Source organism: Vibrio hannami, assembly GCF_029589055.1.
Classification (GTDB): domain Bacteria; phylum Pseudomonadota; class Gammaproteobacteria; order Enterobacterales; family Vibrionaceae; genus Vibrio; species Vibrio hannami.
The window spans coordinates 1,849,588-1,873,505 of the sequence record NZ_JARQZP010000003.1 but is presented as its reverse complement, the minus strand read 5'-3'; the positions used below and the strand labels follow the sequence as shown (position 1 = coordinate 1,873,505).

The 23,918-nt window shown below is 42.8% G+C and carries 21 protein-coding genes and 1 pseudogene; 8 read left to right on the top strand and 14 right to left on the bottom strand.

Annotated elements, in window-relative coordinates; all coding sequences use genetic code 11:
• The first annotated feature begins 11 nt into the window (after positions 1-11).
• The 4 genes from P7F88_RS10145 to P7F88_RS10130 are packed head-to-tail and all read left to right on the top strand — an operon-like array spanning position 12 to position 2,564.
• Complete coding sequence (locus tag P7F88_RS10145; protein ID WP_277824266.1) at positions 12-641, top strand: Crp/Fnr family transcriptional regulator; 630 nt, start codon at positions 12-14, stop codon at positions 639-641.
• Complete coding sequence (locus P7F88_RS10140) at positions 638-1,003, top strand: YidH family protein (RefSeq protein ID WP_277824264.1); 366 nt, start codon at positions 638-640, stop codon at positions 1,001-1,003. The genes P7F88_RS10145 and P7F88_RS10140 overlap by 4 nt, the downstream gene beginning before the upstream one ends.
• The gene (locus tag P7F88_RS10135) at positions 1,000-1,281 is read left to right on the top strand and encodes a DUF202 domain-containing protein (protein WP_277824261.1); all 282 of its coding nucleotides are present in this window, start codon (positions 1,000-1,002) and stop codon (positions 1,279-1,281) included. The genes P7F88_RS10140 and P7F88_RS10135 overlap by 4 nt, the downstream gene beginning before the upstream one ends.
• Positions 1,278-2,564: an anaerobic sulfatase maturase gene (locus tag P7F88_RS10130; RefSeq protein WP_277824259.1), complete on the top strand. Its 1,287-nt coding sequence runs from the start codon at positions 1,278-1,280 to the stop codon at positions 2,562-2,564. Before P7F88_RS10135 ends, P7F88_RS10130 begins: the two co-directional genes overlap by 4 nt.
• A 155-nt stretch (positions 2,565-2,719) precedes the next feature.
• Here P7F88_RS10130 and P7F88_RS10125 read toward each other — a convergent pair whose 3' ends face one another.
• From P7F88_RS10125 to P7F88_RS10100, 6 genes are read right to left on the bottom strand one after another with little or no spacing between them, the layout of a single operon-like run.
• Positions 2,720-4,093 carry a sulfatase family protein gene (locus P7F88_RS10125; RefSeq protein WP_277824257.1) on the bottom strand — a complete coding sequence of 458 codons (1,374 nt, stop codon included), beginning with the start codon at positions 4,091-4,093 and terminating at the stop codon, positions 2,720-2,722.
• A 47-nt stretch (positions 4,094-4,140) separates the two neighbouring features.
• Entirely contained in the window at positions 4,141-4,455 is a 315-nt protein-coding gene (gene rhaM / locus P7F88_RS10120) for an L-rhamnose mutarotase (protein WP_277824256.1), read from the bottom strand.
• 11 nt (positions 4,456-4,466) lie between these two features.
• Positions 4,467-5,279 carry a rhamnulose-1-phosphate aldolase gene (gene rhaD, locus P7F88_RS10115; RefSeq protein WP_277824254.1) on the bottom strand — a complete coding sequence of 271 codons (813 nt, stop codon included), beginning with the start codon at positions 5,277-5,279 and terminating at the stop codon, positions 4,467-4,469.
• Positions 5,279-6,544, bottom strand: coding sequence for an L-rhamnose isomerase (locus tag P7F88_RS10110; RefSeq protein WP_277824252.1), 1,266 nt, complete (start codon positions 6,542-6,544; stop codon positions 5,279-5,281). The genes rhaD and P7F88_RS10110 overlap by 1 nt, the downstream gene beginning before the upstream one ends.
• Positions 6,545-6,556: 12 nt before the next feature.
• Positions 6,557-7,489, bottom strand: a complete 933-nt coding sequence (locus P7F88_RS10105; RefSeq protein WP_277824250.1) for a rhamnulokinase — start codon at positions 7,487-7,489, stop codon at positions 6,557-6,559.
• Complete coding sequence (locus tag P7F88_RS10100; RefSeq protein WP_277824248.1) at positions 7,477-7,929, bottom strand: FGGY family carbohydrate kinase; 453 nt, start codon at positions 7,927-7,929, stop codon at positions 7,477-7,479. Before P7F88_RS10100 ends, P7F88_RS10105 begins: the two co-directional genes overlap by 13 nt.
• A 631-nt stretch (positions 7,930-8,560) precedes the next feature.
• Between P7F88_RS10100 and P7F88_RS10095 the strand changes: the two genes are divergently transcribed.
• Positions 8,561-9,157 (top strand): DJ-1/PfpI family protein, encoded by a 597-nt coding sequence (locus P7F88_RS10095; protein ID WP_277824246.1) that lies wholly within the window; start codon positions 8,561-8,563, stop codon positions 9,155-9,157.
• A gap of 562 nt (positions 9,158-9,719) precedes the next feature.
• Here P7F88_RS10095 and P7F88_RS10090 read toward each other — a convergent pair.
• The gene (locus P7F88_RS10090) at positions 9,720-10,679 is read right to left on the bottom strand and encodes an AraC family transcriptional regulator (RefSeq protein ID WP_277824244.1); all 960 of its coding nucleotides are present in this window, start codon (positions 10,677-10,679) and stop codon (positions 9,720-9,722) included.
• A 413-nt stretch (positions 10,680-11,092) separates the two neighbouring features.
• Between P7F88_RS10090 and rhaB the strand changes: the two genes are divergently transcribed.
• From rhaB to P7F88_RS10075, 3 genes and pseudogenes are all read left to right on the top strand, one after another.
• Positions 11,093-12,469: a rhamnulokinase gene (rhaB, locus tag P7F88_RS10085; protein WP_277824242.1), complete on the top strand. Its 1,377-nt coding sequence runs from the start codon at positions 11,093-11,095 to the stop codon at positions 12,467-12,469.
• Positions 12,470-12,701: 232 nt separating this feature from the next.
• Complete coding sequence (locus P7F88_RS10080; RefSeq protein WP_277824241.1) at positions 12,702-13,829, top strand: ISAs1 family transposase; 1,128 nt, start codon at positions 12,702-12,704, stop codon at positions 13,827-13,829.
• Between the two features lie 99 nt (positions 13,830-13,928).
• Positions 13,929-14,958: pseudogene (locus P7F88_RS10075) on the top strand (IS630 family transposase).
• Positions 14,959-15,239: 281 nt separating this feature from the next.
• On the opposite strand, the gene P7F88_RS10070 reads toward P7F88_RS10075, so the two are convergent.
• The 7 genes from P7F88_RS10070 to P7F88_RS10035 form a co-directional block, all read right to left on the bottom strand.
• Positions 15,240-16,448, bottom strand: a complete 1,209-nt coding sequence (locus tag P7F88_RS10070) for an IS4 family transposase (protein WP_277824239.1) — start codon at positions 16,446-16,448, stop codon at positions 15,240-15,242.
• Between the two features lie 481 nt (positions 16,449-16,929).
• Complete coding sequence (locus tag P7F88_RS10065) at positions 16,930-18,096, bottom strand: glycoside hydrolase family 88 protein (protein WP_277824237.1); 1,167 nt, start codon at positions 18,094-18,096, stop codon at positions 16,930-16,932.
• Between the two features lie 575 nt (positions 18,097-18,671).
• Complete coding sequence (locus P7F88_RS10055; RefSeq protein WP_277824235.1) at positions 18,672-19,889, bottom strand: MFS transporter; 1,218 nt, start codon at positions 19,887-19,889, stop codon at positions 18,672-18,674.
• A gap of 14 nt (positions 19,890-19,903) precedes the next feature.
• Complete coding sequence (locus P7F88_RS10050; RefSeq protein WP_277824233.1) at positions 19,904-20,083, bottom strand: hypothetical protein; 180 nt, start codon at positions 20,081-20,083, stop codon at positions 19,904-19,906.
• An 858-nt stretch (positions 20,084-20,941) separates the two neighbouring features.
• Positions 20,942-21,976 (bottom strand): IS110 family RNA-guided transposase, encoded by a 1,035-nt coding sequence (locus P7F88_RS10045; protein WP_277824231.1) that lies wholly within the window; start codon positions 21,974-21,976, stop codon positions 20,942-20,944.
• A 214-nt stretch (positions 21,977-22,190) separates the two neighbouring features.
• Positions 22,191-22,718 (bottom strand): MerR family transcriptional regulator, encoded by a 528-nt coding sequence (locus tag P7F88_RS10040; protein ID WP_277824229.1) that lies wholly within the window; start codon positions 22,716-22,718, stop codon positions 22,191-22,193.
• A 5-nt stretch (positions 22,719-22,723) separates the two neighbouring features.
• Complete coding sequence (locus P7F88_RS10035) at positions 22,724-23,641, bottom strand: DMT family transporter (RefSeq protein WP_277824227.1); 918 nt, start codon at positions 23,639-23,641, stop codon at positions 22,724-22,726.
• Positions 23,642-23,918: the final 277 nt, after the last annotated feature.

Here is a 23,918-nt window from a genome sequence, read left to right as displayed (position 1 = left end):
ATGACGGCATTATGACGATACCAATACCAACATCATTGAAAGAGATGACCTGCAGACTCACCGTTGGCAAACGAGAAGCCGTCTACTTTAGTCACAGCAAAGCATCTGGGTTCTATCGCGTTGAAAGTGGATTTATCGGGCTTTATCAAGTGGCAGAAACCGGAAAAGAATCGTTACTAAGGTTGTATGGGAAGGGATCGTATTTTGGGTATCGCTCTTTATTTACCTGTCAGCGCTATCCTGCGACAGCAAGGGCTATGGAAGACAGTGTTGTCAGTCGGGTGAATGTTCAATCCTTTGAAGACTTACAACACATATCCCCCTCACTGAGCAAAGCACTCACAACCGAGGTATGCCAAGAGTTGGGTGAAGCCGAGCGACGTCTCGTCCAGTTTAGTGCTTTCAATGCTAAAAACAGGATTATCGATGCGATACAGCATTTCTTTACGCACTATCCCCACTATCCTTGGACCTATCGCGAAATTAGCGAATATAGTGCTACCGACGTCACGACAGTGATTCGTTTTTGTAAAACTCTTAAGCAATCCGGTGTGCTTTGCAAACACCATCGCAAACCCTACCCGCTCAATTTATCAAAACTGACAAGCCCCCAACAAGTATCCAAGGAAAGCGTTGAATGAAAAAGCCAAGATCTAAAAAGTCACCATGGCGTGAAGAAGGGAACGCTCCGGATTATCGCTTCTCACTTGCCAACGAAAGAACTTATCTTGCATGGATTAGAACATCACTCGCCTTGTTAGCCGGAGCTATTGCTCTCGACCAACTGACTCCAGAGCTTGCAAACCCGTTGGTGCGACTGCTGCTTTCTTGTTTCCTGTGTCTCTGCTCTGGCGCCGTTGGTATCTATGCTTACCGACGATGGTCTCACAACGAACAGGCGATGAGGCTAAACCAAGAGCTCCAATACACATCGAACATGAAGATTATTAGCGCAACCATTTTAGTGCTTACCTTCATCATCGCGTTGGCTATCACTCTATGAGTACGGTAAATGGTCTGCAGTTAGAACGCACTGTCCTGGCCTGGCTACGAACACAGTTGGTTCTATTTTCCATCGGTGTAGTATTGGTAAAGGTGTCGATCACTCAAGATGCCTCTCTCACTTATCTATGTGGTGCAACAGCAATGGTGGTTGCCATCATGTGCACTCTCTCCCACGCGAGAATGATCAAGTTGTTTACTTCAATAATAATAATGCTGATAGCAGTAACCTACGCCTTAAACATGCTTTCTGATGTCTTCATAGGAAAACTACAATGAACCAAATTACCAACTGTCATGTGATGGCCAAGCCATCTGGTTCGGTATGTAATATCGACTGTGATTACTGCTTTTACCTAGAGAAAGAGAAACTCTACCCTGATAGACAAAAGAACTGGCGTATGGATGAGAAAACGCTTGAGGTGTTTATTCAGCAATATATCGATGCGCAGCAGGGAGATACCGTGCAATTTGCCTGGCAAGGAGGAGAGCCTACATTGCTCGGCATAGACTTCTATCGCACGGTTGTTCAATTGTGCGAACGTTATCGGGGCAACAAAAAGATCTCACACGGTTTTCAAACTAATGGGATTTTGATTAACGACGAATGGTGTGAGCTGTTCAAACAAAACGACTTTTTGATTGGTGTTTCTATTGATGGACCAGAAGATCTTCATGATGCCTATCGCACCAACACGAGCGGCAAAGGTACCCATCGCAAAGTTGTCGATGCGATCGAGTTATTAACAAAACATGGTGTCGAATTTAATACCCTTACCGTCGTCAACGATAAGAACGTCAAACACCCACTTAAGGTCTACCAATACTTAAAAAGCATTGGATCGAACTTCATTCAGTTCATTCCATTGGTAGAGCGACAAGAATCCGACCAGCTAACAAGCGATACCTGGTTGGTTAACCCAGATCAAAAAAATGGCAAAGTCACACCTTGGTCGGTCCAACCCGATGAGTACGGCCAATTCCTAAATACCATCTTCGATTACTGGATTACCAAAGATGTAGGACGAGTATTTGTTCAACAATTTGATACAACGTTAACGACCTGGCTTGGGCAACCGAGTCCAATTTGTGTATTTTCGCCAAAGTGCGGGCATGCATTTGCCATCGAGGCGAATGGTGACCTATATCAATGTGACCACTACGTCTATCCAGAATATAAACTTGGCAACGTCCATGACCGTACAATCCAGTCGATGAACAATAGCGAAGAAGCGATTAATTTCGGACTCAACAAATCTAAACAACTGAATAGTAGTTGTCTGTCATGTCGATACAGATTCGCTTGCCATGGTGGTTGCCCGAAACATCGCTTTTTGCCAGGACCAACAGGTGAACTCGACCATAACTATTTGTGTCAAGGATACTTTAGCTTCTTCGACCATTCTCAGCATGCGATGGCTTACATGGCAAAGCTAATCAAACGTGGCCAATCACCAGCCAAGATTATGGAGCAGTTTTCGAGTAACCCGATGGAAAGGGTGGGTAGAAATGACGCCTGCCCATGTGGTAGCAGTAAGAAATATAAACACTGTTGTGCGTAAATGGCATCGGTTGACCGACGGTTATTGAGAACATAAAGTAACCGGGCGAATAGACTGAAGAGCCCGGTATCAAAAAAGTCCATAGTGGCGACACTATGGACTTTATCTCTTAAGCATAATAGCAACAATTTACGCGTTAACTGTACTTCCAAAAACTATGCTTCTAAAATTTCGGGTTTCGTTCCTTCAATGCGATAGATCTCGTCAAGAAGAAGTTGTCGTAGCTTTTCTTTAACTGGTTTCAAATCCTCGTTAGCAACTAAGTTTTCTAACTGATTAGGATCGTTTACAAGATTGTATAAGAACTCTTCTTGATAAACCGCACTTTCTTTCTCAATCAAGCCACTTTGGTCCGGAGCCGATACCGAGTATGTCCATGTGTTTGTACGAATAGCACGGCCAATTTGTGACTCACTGATCTGAATGAAACTCACATTGTCTCTCTTGGCATTATCAATGTACAAATCTTGGAGTGGTTGACCTTGCATGTAGCTCGGAACATTGATTCCAGCAGCCTTAAGCAGAGTCGGAACAACGTCGATAATACTCGCGTGATCGTCAATCACCTGACCCGCTTTCGCTCGTGGATCGTAAATCACGAATGGGATACGGATCGAAGAGTCGTGACATGAGCGCTTGTATTCGCTGTTACGTGTCTTGAAGTGAGAGCCGTGATCACTCAGATAGATGATGACAGTGTTGTCATCTAGCCCTTTATCTTTCACTGCTTGGCGGATTTTACCCACGTTTTGGTCTAGGTTGTTACAACACCCTAGATAGTCTGGGTACTCCTCAGCCCAATCACCATCAACAAATGGTTCTAGATCGCCAGGCACCTTGAAGTTATTCCATTTCTCTTGCGAGCCATGAGGGCCTTCGTAGGTTTTACGATCATTCTGATGATGCGGTTCTAGGTAAGACAAGAACAAGAAAAACGGCTTCTCTTCTTGGTAATTACCGATGTAATCGGTAGTTAAGTCAGTCAAAAAGTCAGCACGATACACATCTTCATCCCAACTTACCTTGTTGCCATCGATGTCAAACATGTGTCCACCGTAGCCATGTGAGGTACCCTCTAGGATATCTGATGCAACCCAGAAGTCTTTATAACCACCGCGATATTGTTTTGGTATTGCTGTGAAACAGTTGTCGATCGTTTCACCTGAACTCTCTGTTGGTGCCGCTACAACAAAGCCCTCATGAGCTGTGTTGTTTGAGGCTAGGTGCCACTTACCTACGTAACCGACGCTATACCCCTCGTCAGAAAGAAAGTGAGCCACGGTTTTTTGACCTTGAGGGAGAATGATGTCATTTCGGAAGCAACCTGTTTCGGTTGGATATAGCCCCGTTTGCATTGTCGAACGTGTAGGGCCGCATACAGGGTTAACTGTAAATGCGTTCTCGAACATGACACCATCGCGTGCAAGTTCATCGAGATTTGGGGTCACGGGCAGTTCCTGACCGTAACAACCTAACGTATCCCAACGCTGTTGATCGCTAAAAATTACAATGATGTTCGGCTTGTTCATATTTACCTCTTGATACTTATTTGTTTCGTAGCATTAGCTGATCGTCATTACGCTAGATAAAACATCTCTGTTAACTCTGTCGATTTTGGACTGCTATCAGGATTCGTCTCCATGATATCTTCCATATGACGCCACCATCTCTGACAAGCTTCAGTTTTTGAAACGTCGTTCCATTTATCTATAGATTCTAACTCGACATAACCAAACAGACAACCGGTCTCCTGATCTAGAAAAATGGAATAGTTGTTTGCACCTGCTTCTTTAAGCACCGTAACTAAATCAGGAAAAACGTTATCATGACGCTTTTTGTATTCTTCAAACTGACCGGGGTTAACTTTGAGTTTAAACGCTTTTCTAATCACCTAACGCCCCCTCAAGCCAGTGCTTTTTCATTCAACGTAACGTTGAATGCAGACTCTAGTTCTTTAAATTCTTGCGGTTGAATAGTCTGTCGCTTGCCACCCATTGCAAGAACTTTAACGAGTATCTCAGCTGCCTTCTCTGCCGTATCCATCAAGCCAAACGCTAGGCTTAGGTCTTCTGCAGAACAGAATGTGCCATGATGAGCCCAAATAGCGACATCATACGTTTTCATCAACTCACTCGTGTGCTCTGCGATAGCGCGGCCACCAGGTACCATCCACGGAACAATACCCACACCGGCAGGAAATACCACCGGACACTCGGTCGCCATTTCCCACAATTCACGGGTAAATATCTCAGCTTCAAGTGGCAAGACAAAAGTAAGCGCGATTAAGTTTGTCGTGTGAGAATGCATAACGACTCGATGCGCACCATCCGTAACGTCAAACTTAACTGAGTGGTTCATAAGGTGCGCTGGTAGCTCACTCGTCGGCTTCGCGTTATTAATAAGCCCCCAGAGAGTTCTGTACTGAGTACCATCTTCTGATACTTGAATGATTCCCGCATTCTCTTCAATACACACTTCTACGTTTCGAAAGTACTTACCGCTACCTGTAACGATAAAGAATTCATTGGCCAGATTAGCGACCGTCACGCCGATGTCCGCCCATTGCGATGCCTCATCAAAAAATGGACGAGCCTGTTCGACTTCGGATTCAGTCAAACGGTAGGACAAGTTGCCACCATTACGCTCATGCCACCCTTTTAGCCAGGCATCCTGGGTCGTTTTTTTAAACTCTTGTATAAATGCTAACTTATCCATTATTTGCCTCGCTTAAACAAAACGTCTTGTTCGTATAGTTCGACCGCTCTAAACCAATCTTCGTTTGCTGGTACATCGTTTGACTCACAGAAGTAGTTCCAAATATCACCCATTGGGTAGGTTTTTAGCTCTTCCATTAGAACTAGGCGCTGAGTGAAATCACCTTCATTTTGCAACTCAGTCAACTTATCATGCGGCATAAGCATGGCTTCAAGCAGTGCTTTTTGCATATTGCGTGTGCCCAATACCCAAGCGGCTACGCGGTTGATACTGGCATCAAAGAAATCTAGGCCAAGGTAAACGTTATCCAAGCTATCAGTACGAACCAGCTCTTTTGCAATTTCTCTAACTTCATCGTTTAGCGTTACGACATGATCACTGTCCCAACGAACAGGGCGAGTCACATGCAAAGCAAGCTCATCTTGATAAAGCAACATAGATGAAATCTTGTCAGCAACTGACTCCGTCGGGTGGTAGTGGCCATTGTCTAACAAGCAAAGTTTATTGTTCGCAATCGCGTACCCCATATAAAACTCATGCGAACCAACCGTGTAGGATTCAACACCAATACCGAATACCTTTGACTCTACCGAATCCTTGTTAAACTGCTCATCAACGTCTACCGCGAAGATCTCATCGAGTGACTCTTTTAGGCGCTGGCGCGGTTCAAAGCGATTACTTGGGGTATCTTTATAACCGTCTGGAATCCAAATATTTGTTAGGCAAGTTTGCTCTAATTCCTTACCGAAGTATTCGCCAATCTTACGAGAAGCAATACAGTGCTTAATCCAAAAATCACGGATCTCTTTATCAGGGTGAGACAACGTCAAACCTTCACTTGCATTTGGGTGAGAGAACAAGCTTGGGTTAAAGTCCAAGCCAAGGTCGCGCTCTTTCGCCCATTCAACCCAGCCTGCAAAGTGCTCTGGCTTTAACTCATCGCGATCAACTGCCACACCATGTGTCTCTGCATATAAGGCATGGAGGTTAATTTTATGCTTACCAGGGATAAGGCTCAGTGCCTTGTCTAAGTCTGCACGTAGCTCTTGAGCATTCGTCGCTTTACCTGGGTAACTACCAGTGGCGGAGATACCACCAGACAGTTCATGAGCCGCTTCTTCGAAACCCGTAACATCGTCGCCCTGCCAACAGTGAATAGAGACTTTAACGTCCTTCAATTTCTCAAGCGCAGCATCAACATCAATGCCCCATTTAGCGTAAAGTGATTTACTCAGTTCGTATCTATCTTTTAAACTCTGTTCCATGATAATTCCTAATTAAATGCTGTTTCTAATATAGTTTTTTGCTTGTTTTAAATGGGCAATCTCACCCATGGATAACATTTGTACAATGATATTTCCCACTCCAGTCGCCTCCACTGGACCGACAATAATTTCTTTATTGGTTTCCTGTTCAATAAGCTCGTTCAACAACAGGTTCTTGCAACCTCCGCCAATAACATTAATCTTATCTACCTTTTTACCGGTAACACTGACAAGTTCTTCAATATACTGGTTATAAGATTTAGCCAGACTTCGATAAACACACATGCAGACTTCACCCGTTGTTTGGGGGGTGTCCTGCCCTGTTTCTTTACAATAATCGCTAATTTCTTCAATCATATTTTCGCTGACAAAAAAGCGTTCATTGTTGACATCGATGACGGATTTAAAATGACTCGCCTCTCGAGCAAGATCAGCTAGCTCCGCGTAGGAGTACTTGTAATCCAGCATCCTTGAGACTTCTTGAACTGTCCAAAGTCCCATGATGTTCTTCAAAAATCGATATCGCTTGTTATATCCACCTTCATTGGTGAAATTACTTTCACGAGATATATCGGAGACGATCGGCTTATCAAGCTCGGTACCTAATAGTGACCAGGTTCCAGAACTCAGAATCACCCCATCATCATCTAGATCGAGAACACTCGCGATAAATGCAGACGCGGTATCGTGTGTTGCTGGCAACACGACTTCACAGTCAAATCCGACCGCTTCTTGTATTGTTGACTTCAGATTGCCAAGACGATGACCTGGATATTGAGGCTTAGAAAAAATATCTCTACTAATACCGCATACTTCCAACAAGTCTCTATCCCAATCATCACTATCAAAGTTCAACATTTGAGTTGTGGTTGCATTGGTATACTCATTGGCTTTCACACCAGTTAGGAGATAATTAATATAATCAGGGATCATCAAAAAGAGCATGCTGCTTGCTTATTTTTTGAATCCACAGAACTCATCTGATACAGAGTGTTGAACTCCATAAACTGAATGCCTGTTTTACGATATATTTCGCGATGTCCAACTTGATCGCAGACGTCATTCATAACACCTTTAGTACGACTGTCTCGATACGAAACTGTGTTACCTATAACGTTATCGTCACTATCAAGAAGAACAAAATCGACACCCCAGGTATCAATACCGATGCTTTTAGGTATTTTCCCCAAGAAAACACATTGCTTTAGCCCCTTAATAATATGGCTAAATAGCTTATCGACTTCCCAACATAACTGGTTATCGACAGATGTGAGCTTGTTTTCAAAACGGTATATTTCTTCAAGCACTATTTGTTCATTCTCAATATGACCTAATAAGTGCCTTCCACTAGAAGCACCTATATCGATTGCCAAAAAGTAATTCATAACTATCTCCCAGTGTTTGAATTAATAATACAAGAAACAACAGTCAACAAAATGCGCTAAATTGCCCTTAATGGTGTCATTTTTTGCAACTCTCTAGTTGGTATTATTGCTGGCCAGTCAGGAAGCTTTCAATGACTTCAGTGCGTTTGTATTTACTACTCACTATGCGATTTAAATCTTGAATCTGGACAGAAATAAAAACATAAAATTTCAATTAAAACCAGATGGTTAAGGGCTGGTTAGCGCTCATGATTTAGATGCATATCGATGGAAAAATGAAATGAGAACTCAGAGAAAAGCAGGTTAATGTGATTGATAGATTGGAACTTAAAAAAACCAGCTACCAAAATTGGTAACTGGTGTACTAGAGTCAACTTAAACGGGGATGCTTAAATTTTAGCTTTTAAACATGTTAATTTTTGCAGTTATTTACACTGAATTTAAGATTAATCTTTGTTAACAAACGAGACAATTTCTGCACAAGGAAAAAACAAATACCATTATATTGTATTACAAAATTAAGTGTGCAACATATGACACCTGGCTAAGCAAAAACAATTATTGACCATGCCAATGTCTATATAAATACTAATCGTTGTTTGATTATATCTTACAGATAAGGCGATACAATATGAAAAGAGTTGCGTTATTATTATGCAATGGATTTGAGGAAGGTGAGGCGATCAACGTTGTTGATATATTACGTCGTTTACAGATTTCAGTCACCCTATTGTCTTGTGAAGTTGAGGCTAAACTCACTTCCTACCATGGAGTAAAGATCGTTACTGATGAACTGTTCGCTGACAACATTGAGAGTGACTATGAGGTTGTAATTCTTGTGGGAGGGCCGCCTAATACAGACAAACTCGGTAACGATAGTACGGTAGTTCAATTCATTAAGAAGCACATAGACAAAGGAGCTTACATAGCTGCCCTCTGTTCTTCTGGAGCCAAAGTCCTAGCTAAAAACTCACTACTAGGTTCCCATCGTTATGTGTGTTGTGGTGATTTTCATTTAAACTACTCCGATGGTTCATACATCAATCAACCCGTCGTAATTGATGGTCAATTTATATCCGGTCAAGACTATGGTTATACCATCGACTTTGCATTCGCGGTGGCAGAGGTCCTACTGGGAGATACGAGAACAAGGTCAACTGAGATGAGTGATGTAGATTGGGTTGCAAAGCATATTAACTACCGTCGATTTACCGACTATTGGCTTTAACAATAGTTGAGAACCTTTAAGTTTATCCACAATCAATAATATGAAAGAAGCCAACAAGAACATGTTGGTAGCGGCCAATTTGAGCGTACTGAAGAAGTGGGTTTCCGATGGGGGATTTATGTCGGTGAAACTCAGGTTGTTGATGATATCTTGGTTTTAGTTACTGGTGTGAGTATGAAATAGACTTTTGATACATCTAAGTGTGATGACCAACATAGGTAAGCATTATTAATGCTGATCTGCTTGATTCGAATCATACCAACTTTTGCGATCCCAAGTTGGCAATCTTAGCCTACTTGGGAAGCAATATAAGCAACAAACTTGCGGTATCTGTGTATTACCATAGACTTATTTCGCCATTTCTACTGCTGCCATAAGGTGCGCCTCAAATTCCTCTTCGGATGTTATTGCGACTAACGTATTGTAACTGTAATACTCAGCCCCCGGCACAGATAATCCCTAGCCATAAGAATGTTAAAAGGTTAAAGGAACAATGCGTCCATATGAAGGATATTTTGCTTGTTGCATTGTGAGTAATAGACGTGTAGGTTCTTGCCCTAATTTAGTGAGTGTTACGATATTCTCTCGGAGATACACCAAACTTGGCTTTAAACTTCTTATAGAAGTCACTGGTATTCGAAAAGCCCATCTCTATTGCGAGATCGTTAATACTTATGTTCTTGATCTTGATAATCTCACAGAACTTATTGAATCTAATTTCCCTAAGGAGATTATTGAATGTGACACCACTCTCTTTTTTAATCAGCTTAGAAAGATTATAGTTTTTCATTTTAAGTTGATCAGAAATCTCATTTAAGTTGGCGGTTTTGAGATTTCTCTCCATATAGGTAATTACTTTACAGAGAACACCTTGATCATAAGATACTTTTTCAATTCTTATAGGCTCTTCAAGCGTTAGATCAAGCACAAGGATACCGAGTAAGAACTTAACGCGAGGCTCCATCAAATCTTCATCACCGTCGAGTTCTGAAAGCATTTCATTGAGTGACCCCTCAAGTCTGCCATTCCCTTTGGTTGAGAAAATAAGTGCTGAGGTAGAAGACTTTTTGAATACAACATCTGTAAAAAAGTTAGACAAATTACAAGTTTCATTGATGAACTCGAAGATATAGCTGAAGAATTTTTTGTGGATAATGAAGTTTACGATTATATCGTCATTACCTGTAGGGTATATTTCATGAGTAACACCAGGACCTAAGAAAAGCAGGTCTCCTTTTAGAAGCTCCACCTCTTCATTCTCGATTACTTGCACCGACTTTCCGTTTAGGACGTAGCATATCTCAACATAATCATGGCTGTGTGCAGGGTAGTGTATAAAGCGAGTATGCTTTCTTATAGAAATCATTTTTCCAGTCGGGCACACTTTGTCAAAAGATATGATGTTACGGTATCTATCAGTAAAAATACTATTGTCAATACCGGAGTTTTTATAGATGATGCCTTCTTCCTCAACATTAGTAGACCTCATCTTTTCAATAAAATCATACAGCTCTCTATCCATAATAAACCTCACTTAGAACCCAATTCTATTCATGTGAAGTGACGCAAACATTGGCTTACTTTCGACCAAGATTTGCCTTACACAGCAACCAATCCAAATATACATGCAAAATCGAAATGAAATTGAACCGGTGTTTTAATTGTGAGTCTGATCAACAATAGGGAGACGCAAGCGGTGAAATTTTGGGTCCCCTTCACGATGGCTTTAGCCCTTTATGAGGTAATAAGACTACGTCAAACTTATGTCATAGCTGTCCAACTCTATCTCTATGAGGCTGAATCTACCATTCCTTGTGATACCGATAAGTCATCGTGAAAGTGAGCAAAAAATGATGTTTTGGAGTGCAAACCTCTGTATTTATTGGTTAGTTATTGCCAATTAAAATATACGATCAGTAAGCATCGGAGGTTGTAATGAATTACTTTTTGGCAGTTGATATTGGTGCATCCAGCGGGCGGCATATACTGGGCCATTTGGACAATGGTAAGCTAAAGGTAGAAGAAATTCATAGTTTTAACAATCAAATCTACCAAGTAGACGAGCAGCTCTGTTGGGATCTAGATTATCTGTTCTCTGAGATAATTACTGGTCTTCGAAAATGTGCAAAGCAAGGGAAACAACCCAGAGCATTGGGTATTGACACTTGGGGGGTCGATTTCGTCCTTCTGGATAGTGAAGACTGTATGATAGGCCATGCGGTGTCTTATCGTGATAGACGAACCAATGGAGTGATGAAAGAGATTTGTTCCCAAGTTGGTAGTGAAGAGCTCTATGCAAAAACGGGTATCCAACTTATGGACTTTAATACCATTTGCCAGTTAAAGACGCTCTCCGACGAAACTAAGTGCCAAGCCAAATCATTCCTCATGATCCCTGATTATTTAAACTACTTGTTGACTGGGAAAAAAGTAAACGAGTATACAAATGCTACTACGACACAACTGTATAACATAGAGACCAACAGATGGGATGAGGAACTTATCGAATTTGTCGGACTAAAAAAAGAGGTATTTCATGAAGTTTTACCTCCTCTATCAAAAGTCGGTAATCTAAAGCAAGCGTTAGTCGACGAACTTGCCTTTGATTGTGAAGTGATTCTACCACCGACTCATGACACCGGGGCGTCATTTATTGCAAGTAGCCTAAATATAGAAGATAGCGGCGTTATTCTCAGTTCGGGAACTTGGTCCTTATTAGGCAAGGAACTACTACAGCCAATCGTTAGTGAACAGTCAAGACTAAAAAACTTTACTAATGAGGGTGGAGTAGATAAACGCTACCGGTTTCTAAAGAATATTATGGGTTTGTGGATTGTCCAAGAAGTGTCCCGCAACCTTGACCATCGATACTCATTTTCGGAACTCGTTAATCTAGCAAGGGAGGCTAAGGACTTTGCGTCCATTATTGATGTCAATGACCAAAGATTTTTTATAAACGACAACATGATAGAAGAAATTGTTAATTATTGTAGGGAATCTGGCCAAACACCACCTTCGACAGTCGGGGAAGTTAGCGTATGCGTCTACCGTAGTTTAGCTATTTGTTACAAAAAGTATATTGATGAAATGTCAGAAATAACTGGGCAGAATATCAGAACTATTAATATTATTGGTGGCGGGTGTAAGAACGATTTTCTCAATGAATTAATAGAAGAAGAAACAGGTTGTAACATAATTGTTGGCCCAGTTGAGGCCACGGGTATAGGTAACATAGTTTCCCAGATGATTGCTATGGAAGAGGTTTCGGACATTTATAGCGCTAAAAAAATTATTGAATGTAGCGAAGTGTAGATTTCTGCAAATATTGACATTTTTTACTGCAATAGTACGCGTTTTTTGTGGTAATAGTTCTTGATAAAATAAATATAACGTCACTTATATTGTATGCGCTTAATACTCGGCGTAATTCCCTAATTCAGGTGAGGACCCAGGGCAAGATCATGAACGTTTTCTGATCAATTTCAGGTCAAAATTGACCTGACGAGCCGAGTATGATCTTATGCTCCTCTTTTGAGGAGTGACCATGAAAATCGACACTATCAAAGAACATTTCAGCATCATCCGTGACGAACGACAAAGTGCAAAAGTGGACTACCCACTGTTTGATATTTTATTTGGTTCGATATGTGCGGTTATAGCCGGAGGCCAAGGCTGGACCGATATTCGCGAGTACGTTCTTGGTCACCACGAGTGGTTTCTGAAACAGGGCCTGTTTGAAAAAGGGGTACCCGTTGATGATACCTTTGCTTGTCTTATTGCAAGTATCGACCCTGCTGAATTTCGTGACTGCTTCCTATCCTGGATGAAAGCGGTGCACAAGTTGACCGGTGGTGAGGTAGTTTCCATTGACGGCAAGACCTTACGTGGCTCCTATGACAGAAACGACAGACAAAGCACCATCCACATGGTCAGTGCTTACGCCAATGCTAACCAACTGGTACTAGGCCAGCTCAAAACCGATAGTAAGAGCAATGAAATTACCGCGATTCCAGCACTGATTACTATGCTCGACTTGCGAGGTGCCATTGTAACGATTGATGCGATGGCCTGTCAGACCAAGATAGCCAAGGCGATCACTAGCAAGGGCGGGGATTACTTGTTGGCTGTTAAGGGTAATCAGGGCACATTAGCGAAAGCCATACAGGCCGCATTTGCTCCATATCGTCGTGCACCAGTAGACAAAGCGACATGTCAAATCGAGAAACAGAAAAGTCGGGTTGAAGCGCGAACTTGTCATGTACTGGATGCCAGTGAGTTGGAGGGGGACTTTTCTACGTGGATTGGGCTGACCTGTATTGTGATGGTTGAAAACTACCGTGCGGCAAAAGGCAAAGAGCCAGAGTTGGAATACCGCTACTACATCAGTTCAGCCAAGCTGTCTCCAGAGCAGGCAGGAAGTGCTATCCGAGCCCACTGGGGCATTGAGTCAATGCACTGGATTTTAGACGTGAGCATGCGGGAAGATGCCTGCCAGATCTATCGAGAAAACGCGGCTGAAAACTTGGCAGGATTAAGGCATATGGCCCTCAACATGCTCAGAGCCGAGCCAACCAAGATTAGCGTACCAATGAAACAGAAACGCTGCATGATGAAAACTGCTTTTTTAGAGCAAGTCCTTGTGGCCGGATTTAAATCAATGGTTAAATCCTAAACACTCATGCGGACACCCTGGGTGAGGACCGATAATGATATACCCGTGATCATTGAAGATGCTTGATTTTCCGTAAAAACAGGATCATGCTACGCTACTATGAAAGTAACGCTATCTCCACAGACGAAACAAGAACTCGAACAGATGCACGATTCCGCTCGTGACAGTCGAGTGTGCGACCGTATCAAAGCGGTTCTGCTTGCTTCTGAAGGCTGGAGCAACGCAATGATTTCTCAGGCGCTTCGTATTCATGAAACTACGGTTGCACGTCATATCAATGACTATTTCCAGTCTGAGAAGTTAAAGCCTGAAAATGGTGGCAGCCACAGCAGAATGTCTGCTGCTCAAACCATGCAGCTCATTGAGCATTTGGCTGAGAACACTTACTTTCATACTCACCAAATCGTTGCCTTTGTAGAAGCAGAATTTGGTATTCGCTATAGCGTGGCGGGTATGAATAAATGGTTACATCACAATGGGTTCTCATACAAAAATGCCAAAGGGTGTGCCTCATAAGTTCTGTCCAGAAATGCAGCAAGCCTTTGTCGAGTTTTACAATAACGTCCTCAAGCCGAGCGAAGCTCCTGTATTGTTTATGGATGCTGTCCATCCGACTCAATCGACAAAACTGAGTTATGGCTGGATTCGAAAGGGTCAGGACAAGCTCATTGAAACAACGGGTAGCCGTACACGCCTAAATCTAATCGGTGCGCTTTCGCTGGAAAACATTGGTGCAACGGTCACTGAAACGTATGAAACCATCAACAGTGAGAGTATTGTTCGCTTTCTTTGGAAACTTAAGAAAGAGCACTATCCACTGGAGCAGAAAGTACACCTGATCTTAGATGGCGCAGCCTATCATCGAACTGAATTGGTGAAAGATGCAGCAAAAGTACTTAATATCGAGCTTCACTACTTACCGCCATACAGTCCGAACCTAAATCCGATAGAACGGCTCTGGAAAGTGATGAATGAGCATGCTCGGAACAATGTTTACTTCTCATCCAAGAGAGAGTTTATCTCCGCTATCAAAGAATTTTTCGATGTGACACTACCAGAAGTTGCAGGCTCGTTGGTATCTCGAATTACGGATAATTTTCAGCTACTCAAACCTGCATCTTCAAGTTGAACGGGTATAGTAAGATCCTGTTTTTCTTCATATGATGTTTCACCTAATGTTGGAATTAAGTACATTTTTTAAATATATCCTTGCACGCCTAGTTTTGTATTTAATTAAATAAGCCACCTAATTTAAGTGGTTTACTCACGCGCAAGTATTTATATTTTGCTTAGGTTACTCACCCTAAACAATGTAAATAATTGGTAACTGCTACATCAAAGTTTGCATCGAAATGTAATACTATATATTAAGTATTAGTTAACGTTCTTACTTAGTACTGAGGGATCCCCTCATAAATCCCCCAGTGCATAGCCAGCTTTCATGAGCTGCTCAGCTAAATCCACCGCCGCTGCGAAGAGGTGTTGAGTCGTAATCTCGTAGTCTGGTCTTCTGAGGACTTCCATACCTAATCGAACGGTAGACAGGACATTTCGATTTCTGACTGTATTCGCTTGAAAGTGCCTGTCCCCCCCTTGTTGCTGTGCATGTATTCCTGCCAGCCAAAACATGAGTTGCAGCATTAAAGCTATCAGCAAAATAATATCGAACCTTTTGGGGCAACTAGTGCGGCTTTGACGTAGGCCTAATCCGTAAGCGGGACTCTTTAAGTCTCGGAAGGTTTCCTCTATCTGCATGCGCTTCGCGTAAAGCCTCACCAACTGCTTGGGAGTACGAGTCGCCGTTGGTAAGTTAGTTGCCAATACCCATGGCTCCTTTGCTGAGTCAGAGTACACCTTGGGCGATGGATGGTGACAGTTTGTTCGGGTAGAACGCTGATTCTTGCGACCTTTAGGCAATGCTCTATACAGCGCTATTTGGCAGTTGATGGCATTACTTTTGGTCAGTTTTTGATAACCAAGACTTTTGGCTCTGCTAGAGGCTTTGCTATGTAAGCTACTGACTGGCTGCCAATTTTCGGCACCTAGTTCAGCAAATTGCACTTTACCTCTTACTCGACTCAACCAGTACCATCCGTGTTCTTCAACGGATTTGTACCACGGCACTTTAAATCCAGCATCACTGATAATAAGTGGGGTCACATCAGAAGGTAAAATGCTTGCCAGGTCAGATAAAAACTGATCATGAGCAGACTTAGAACACTGTTTTGAAAGTGGAAAGGCCTTTTCATATAGAGTGACCGAACGGCCTTGTAGCGCCACTGATGCGCGTAGCACCATAAGTCTCTTGTGTTCACGGATATCAGACCAATCGACGAGAACCACTGGCATGGGGTTGCCCGCACAAATAAAGCTAGCATGCCAACGGTAAACGGCGAGTCTCTCTTGATGTAGGTGATGGTTACCTAAAAGGCGATCCATCCGCTTTATGTTGTGCTTAGTTCTAGCTTGGCAGGGTAAGTTGCGACCGAGTTCAGTGAGCGTAAGGGTTTTGCTATCAAGCAATGCGCGGCAAGCTAACATCAAGCTATTAAGTCGCTTTAAGTGCAGTTCGGGGCAGAATTTGTAGAGAGAGTCATGTAAGATATTGAGTTCGCGCATCTTGTTGTTTGGTTATTGTTTTTTGGCGAAACCATTTGATCACATGACAAGATGTGCATCTACCTTAACGTGATGATTTTTATCTAAATCATCAGGGGATTCCTCAGTACTTAGTAACTTTATCTATAATGACTTTGTGTGTTGTTAATTATTCCAGAATAATTTTATTGACTTAATGTAATACAATAGAGCTTTCAGTTGACGCTACATCTTTATGTATCGATTTAACAAGATGTTTAATTTAAAGTCATTACCTTAATCATGTTTAGTATTAGGTGAATATAAGATGCTTACCATTCGAGCAGACGCCCTCACTCGCTAACATCTTGTGAGGTTGGTTTCGTTAAACAAATGCTCGCCATAGAAAATACGACAATCAAGCACCATTCCAATACCAACTCGATACAAAAACGCCCGATACTCTATATCAGGCGCTCATATTCATAACTTGTAGCTTAGAATATACTCAACATTACTAACATCACACCACAGTTTCTTGGGCGAACGTTTCTTTTTTCTCAACAGATAGTTTTGTCACCAGTTTAGATAGAGCTTCTACAAAGTAGTAATCACCATATATAAGTGAGCAATTTACACCTAAGCCTTTAGGGCAGTTGAACGCTCCTCCTGTTAAGATTCCCTGCTGGGTATCATCACCTACTGTACAGTAGTTGTCGTACAGACTCTTGAGGATTCGATTAGCAGCATCAAAATAGTGAGCTTTCTTTGTTTCATCTTCAACAAGTTCAGAAATAAGAAGCATACCGCTCGCAGCACACGCTGCGGCCGAGGTATCTCTTGGCGTATTTTCATCCCTCGGAGCTCTAAAGTCCCAATGTGGGACTGAATCTTCTGGTAACTGATCAATAAAGAAATCAGCGGTTCTCATGGCTGCTTCAAGGTATCTTGGCTCTTTGGTATATTTATAACTTAGTGCACAACCATGAACCGCCCACGATGCGCCTCTACTCCAAGCTGAGTCCTCATTGTAGCCTTGACCACCGTAGTAACTCTTTACATCGCCAGTCATATAGTCAAACTCAACCATATGCCTTACTGAACCATCTGGCCGAATAAACTCTTTAAGCACTGTATCAGCATGCGCCATGGCAATCAGTTTGAACCGCGGTGCATCGAGTTGATCGGCAGCCCAGTACAAAAGAGGCAAGTTCATCATGCTGTCGATAATACTCAAACCTCTCGGGTCTGCAGCACTTACATCATTCTTGTTCCAAGCAGTTAAGAAACGCCCATTAATGTTAAATCGGCTCGCCAAATGACTTGCGGCTCTAAGTGCGCGATTTTTAGAGCGCTCGTTGCCAAACAATTCATACTGTTTGATCGAAGTTAGTTGCCACATAAAGCCAACATCATGGTGGATATTGACATATTCATCAAGTGGGCCATCCATGGTCTTCTCACGTGCTATTGCAATGTCTTTGAACGGTTGGTAGTGCTCTTTCTCATACAGCAACCATAGCAGGCCAGGCCAAAAGCCGACAACCCACGCCCAAGGTGCGTGGGTATCTTCATAATGACCCTCCGATGTCATGGAAGGAAACTGTACTGAAATGTCTTCGCTGGTAAATTTGACTTTCTCAAACACACTTTTCCAAGCATCATTTGCCCACGTTTTCTCTGAATCCATTGCTATCCCTCTACTTCTTTCGGTGATAATTGATAATTGCGTTAAGTTTATAGGTCAAATATAGGGGAATCACCTTGGAAAAAACATGTCTGTTTTTGGTCTAATCAGGGGTGATTTTTGCGATGGTCGGTGGGGTTATTACATAGTTACAGCTCAAGCACAAACACCAGCTCGATAGTTCGTGTTTTAAACCATACACTGAATTTCGTACATACCTATCCACCTTAGCTTGTTGAGTGCTTTGAGCATGGCTTAAACCTCACCAACTTGTTCGTTGTAATTTAGAAGCATGAGTGAAGCAACTAGTAGTTGTTTTACGCGATGCATAGTGGTCTCCGACAATAAACGCTTTTGGTGACCATATTTCTACTTCCAACGTTTTGTTCAAGCAACAGAGACTTGGTAGCCATCTGTCAAATTAGGTGGATGACCCCCTTTTGCTCTAACTTACTTTTGTCCATTTTCGCTTTCTGACCTCAAGTAAACTTGCATGATTATGCGAGCATCAGTTTAACCTGGTACCCATACTCTTGCCTTTATTTACCTGAGTGTCCACTCACACTCAGGTTTTTTTGCTAAGCAAACTTTTCCTGTGCCAGTCGCACAACCGGCCGATCATCAATCGGGAAGTGGATTAGCGCCGCGCAGAATGCCAGTACCACAGTAGACCACCAGATAGGCTCATAGGAACCGTAATAATCGTAGATACGACCACCGGCCCAGGCACCGAGAAAACTGCCCACCTGATGAGTCAGAAACACCAGGCCATAGAGAGTGGAAAGATAACGAGCGCCAAAGATCTGCCTGACCAGGCCGGAAGTCAGTGGCACTGTACCTAGCCAGCAGAAGCCGATAGCACCGCCGAACAGCGCTGCAGTCGCCTCGGTTACCGGAAGAGTAACAAACGCCAGGATCACCAGGGTGCGCATAAAATAGAGCGCGGACATGACGTAGCGCTTATTGAACCTGTCCCCCATTACCCCCCAGAAATAGGAACCAAATATATTGAAAATACCGACATAAGCTAGCGCCATCGCTGCCGTTGACGCTGAAAGGTTCTTGTCCGCCAGATAACTTGGTAGGTGAGTGGCGATAAACATGACATGAAAACCACACACAAAAAAGCCCGCATGGATCAGCCAGTAGCCCTTATGAGAGAAGGCTTCTCTGAGCGACTCCTTCAGTGTCTGTTCGCCGCCGGTAGCGGCATTGGCTTGAGCTTGTTGCGGTTTACTGCTTTTGATAAACAGCGCAAACACAACGATCAGCCCGCACAGCATAGCAAACACCTGCAGGGCGCTCTGCCAGCCAAACTCGCCCAGAAGCAATTGGGCACCCGGAATAACCGCAAACATGCCAAACGATCCGGCGGCCGTAGTCAGACCAAAGGCCTTAGCTGCATGCTGCGCCGGAACTACCTTGGCGACCGCCCCTAAAATAATCACATAGCTGGTAGCGCTAAGCCCCAAGCCGACCAGCACACCCAGAGACAAAAACAGCATATCAGCCTGACCGGTAATAGACGTCAGGCCCAGTCCAAGCGCATAAGCAAATGCGCCGGTGATGATCACACGTTTCGCACCCCACTTATCGGCCATCATACCAATAAAGGGTTGAAACAGACCAAACAACAGGTTTTGCAGTGCAATCGCAAAGCTGAACAGCTCACGACCGGTGTGAAAATAGTCGGAAACCGGCATCATAAAAATACCAAAAGACTGGCGGATACCTAGGCTGATAATCAGGATACCAATGCCAAGCCATACCAAAGGCGGAAAGCGAAAAATACTCATTAAAAATGGTTCTCTTAGTGATGATGGTGTGCGTGGTGATTCTCGGATTTACTGCTGTTCTGATGACAACCGCTGCCCATCCCCTGCTCGGCCAGCAGATTCAGCAAAGGCTCCGAGTGATGAACGGCTATCAGGGTAACAATTAGCAGCACCAGCATTCTAAGTAGCTGTGCCGGAAGAGATTGAGAAAACATACGTCTTTACAGAGTGTGAAAAGGTGGGCGCATATTAAGGGGCTTATCATTATGTATCAAATGATCCTTTTTCATTGTATACATGCGTTAGTGTAATACCAATCAAAGATATCAATTACAAAATGCCAGTTCATGTCCGCCTTGCGATCGGTTTTTTGCACCGAATGACGATACTTATTTTTTTCATCTTCAGATTTAATTACCCAATAAGAAAATTGTGATTCTGTCCTGTAACAGCCTTTGCAAATATCGCCATACTCACCCTCTACATGGAAGCTGATAATATCGAGATGTACTGCTGTACTATCCAAGCTGTTCAGCCACTTTCACTGCCAGCACCTGATAAAGCGCAGACACATCTGCACCAAACAGAGAATCAAGACAACGACCTAATACATCACATTAAAGAATGAATAAAACATCATGACTTATGGATAAGTGAAACATCGAGAACAGGTAACATCTTGCTTAGTAATTTTGTCCATTTTCGAGCACGAGCGGCATCACCTGAAGTGGTGTCGTTCTGCTGTCTGGAATGTGAAAAACATCTCTGTTGGGTAGATTTCGTCCGAAGCTTCAAACACGTTTCTGTCCATCTTTGAGTCAGCGAGACTTCCGCTGACTCATCTTTGCCCCAAACTGTATATGGAATCCACGTATTTGCAAAGTGACCAAGCAATAAAAGTTAAGATGCGTACGTATATTCGGCTTCTATTTAAGGGAGCTACCCTCTAGCCTTAGATGTTTGCGCACCTACTGTCCTCAACGAGCTATCAGCTTATATTAGCATTACAGAATGGCCAGGTTTTCAGTAGGTTGGTCTTACCCTTTCTGCTTCATCATTTTGCAAAAATCAAATTAATCAGCGTTAAGTAGAATAGGTTTGTAAGTCGTCTCATGACGAAGCATTGCCCATGCTGTTCTTACGATTTTATTGGCCAAAGCAATACAGGCTTTTTTGAATCCAATTCGTTGAATTATCTTGATTAACCAAGCATCTTTTTGCGTTCTTGGTTCTTCTGGTAACCTTCCGACATATGACATAGCGCCTAGATAGAGTAGTGACCTCAACTCTTTAACGCCGCCACACTTATCGATACCAATCATAAAAACCTTGCCACCAGAACTATGCTGTTTTGGTGTTAGTCCAACGAACGCAGACGCTTGCCTGCCATTTTTAAACTGCTTACCATCACCAAGGGTTGTGTAGAGCATTGATGCTGTTGTTTCACCAACCCCTTCTATCTCCATTAGTCTTTTACAAGGCTCAATCTGCCGAGTCAGAGCATTTTTCTCTTTTTCAAAGGCTATCAATTGTGCCTTGAGTTGCTTGTATTGCTCCCAAAGCATTGAAAGAACAGATACAACATTCGTGGGGACAGATGAGGGATTATCTAGGATCTCGCGGACGGAGGCTTTCAGTCCTTTCTCACCTCTAGGGTTAGCAATTCCGTAACCAAGGAGTGTTCCACGAATATGTTGCCCTAATGAAACAACGCTACGAGACAAAAAACGGCGACTACTCTCAAGCGATTGCATTGATTGCTGCTCTAAAGACTTTGGACGGCTGTATTTGATGCCGATTTGGATAGCTGAGTTCGCAATAGCAAGGGCATCATTGTGATCGGTCTTATGTCCTTCCAAATAACCTTTTACTTTTTTAGGATTAATAATTCGGACATCATGCCCATGCTCTTGAGCGAGCTGCCCCCAATAATGGCACCCACAACATCCTTCCATCGCAACGATGGAGGGCTTTGCGTTGATAATGAACTCTTTAGCTTTTTGTCGGCTAAAAGCTTTGTTAAAAAGTAGTTCACCGTGAACACTGATGTAGCAGATCTGAAGAACGTTTTTAGCTAAATCGATAGCGATAACATTGGTAGTAAGCATGGCGGAATCCTCATGTATCTCAGCACTGAATTAAGTTTAGAGTGCGTAGGGGAGAGTGGATTCCATACATCAAGATAGATTGGTTCCCAGCCGATAAATTTCGCCCCTGATTTATCGGCGCTGACAGAGCGAACGGAAGCTAGGGTGCGGTGAAAGCTTTCTCCCAAAAGGGTTCATTTTCAGGGTAAATGGAAGTAAAGAGCAATTTACATATCTATTCAGTTGAGCTAAAACGTTCGCGCAGTTCAACAATTTCATCTTCACATATTCCTAATGATTCCAGAAACCGTTGATGAGCTTCTGGTTCCGTTTTTTCGAACTGGATGTGCCAGTTAATCATGTCTTCTTCACTAAGACCTGACGCTGCCATTAGCTCTGTCCAGCGCTCTTTGGTTAGTATGTCAGGTGCTATGAGAGAACCTTGGTTCAGGAGAGCAACAATCGCCTTTTGCTGCTTCCGCAAGCGTTGAATTTCATCTTCAAGAGCATTGAACTGATTGCGCAGGATTTGTTCCTGTTCATGCTCACATTCTGACTCTAGCAGAGGAGCGATCTCTGCTACAGGCACGCCATATGAACGGTAAGAAACAATGCTCTTTAACCGATTGACCTCTTTATCCCCATAAGTCCGATACCCGTTGGAAGTTCGATTTGCTGGCTTTAATAGTCCAGCACGCTCATAGTATAGAACGGTGGTTCTTGATATTTTGCACTGTCGTGCTAAGTCAGTGATAGTTAGCATATTTTCTACCTTCTTAGGGCGATTTTCTGCCCGATAGCAGATTTCGTCAGTGGATATATTTGAGGGATCACTGCGCTCAGAATTAGAATGCTCGCTCCTATCAAAGCCAAACTATCTGGAATTTCTGAAAATATGAAGTAACCCAGTACCAATGAATAGATGATACTCACATACTGAACGTTCGCAATTATGTTCGCTTCCCCATACTTGTACGCTGTAACTCCAATCCATTGCCCCACAGAAGAAAGTAGCCCAACCATAATCAGCAAACCAAGCTCATTCAAGGTAGGCCAGTACCAATTACTGATACTTGGTAATAAGGCTATAAGCCCAACAAAGATAGCTTGATAAGCCAGTAGCGTTATTTTTGGTTCCGTCTGGGCTACCTTTCTGACGCAGACTACAGCTATCGCGGCTCCTAATGAGGCTACCGCTCCAATCAGAACAAAAATAAATGAGGTTTCATAGAATTTCGGTTGAACAACTAACATCACGCCTACAAACCCAACAACTATTGTAAATAGTCGAGAGCCGCTAAGTTTCTCTGACAGAAATGTTTTTGAAATCAGTGCGACAAACAGCACCTGAAGAAAGCCAAGTGCCTGTGCATCAGCGAATGGCAAATTGCTTACTGTGATGAATCCGAAATACAGAGCAAAAAAAGCACCTGTTATCCTCAATACATGTAACTTAACCTTCTTAGGTTTTAGCAAAACTTCAATGTTGGCTCTTATGGCGGGCAACAATACCAAAATAAAAACTATCTGGCGGAATAGCAATATCTGAAAGGTATCGATTGAACCACTTAGCATGCGAACCATCATACCCGACAGAACAAATAGCGCGGTAGAAAAAAGCGCAAGCAAAACACCCTTGAGGTAATCAGGCATAGAAATCAGAGCATTCAGTTTTAGACTAGACATAGTACTTCCTCTTGAAAACCGAACACATTGTGAACCCGTACCCTGTAGACGGGTCAACAAGGAATAGCACAGACAATTAATTAGTTTATGTGAAACGAGAAAGGGGGGATTGAATACTTAAATAATAGGTTTGCATAAACAGGTTCTTACAACGCTGAGTCATTATGCTCGAAATTGTCCATTTTCTGTCATGAACGGCATCACCTGAAGTGGTGCCGTACTGCATTTTGAGATGCCAAAATTTATCCGAAGGGTAGGTTTCGTCCGAAGCGGCTAA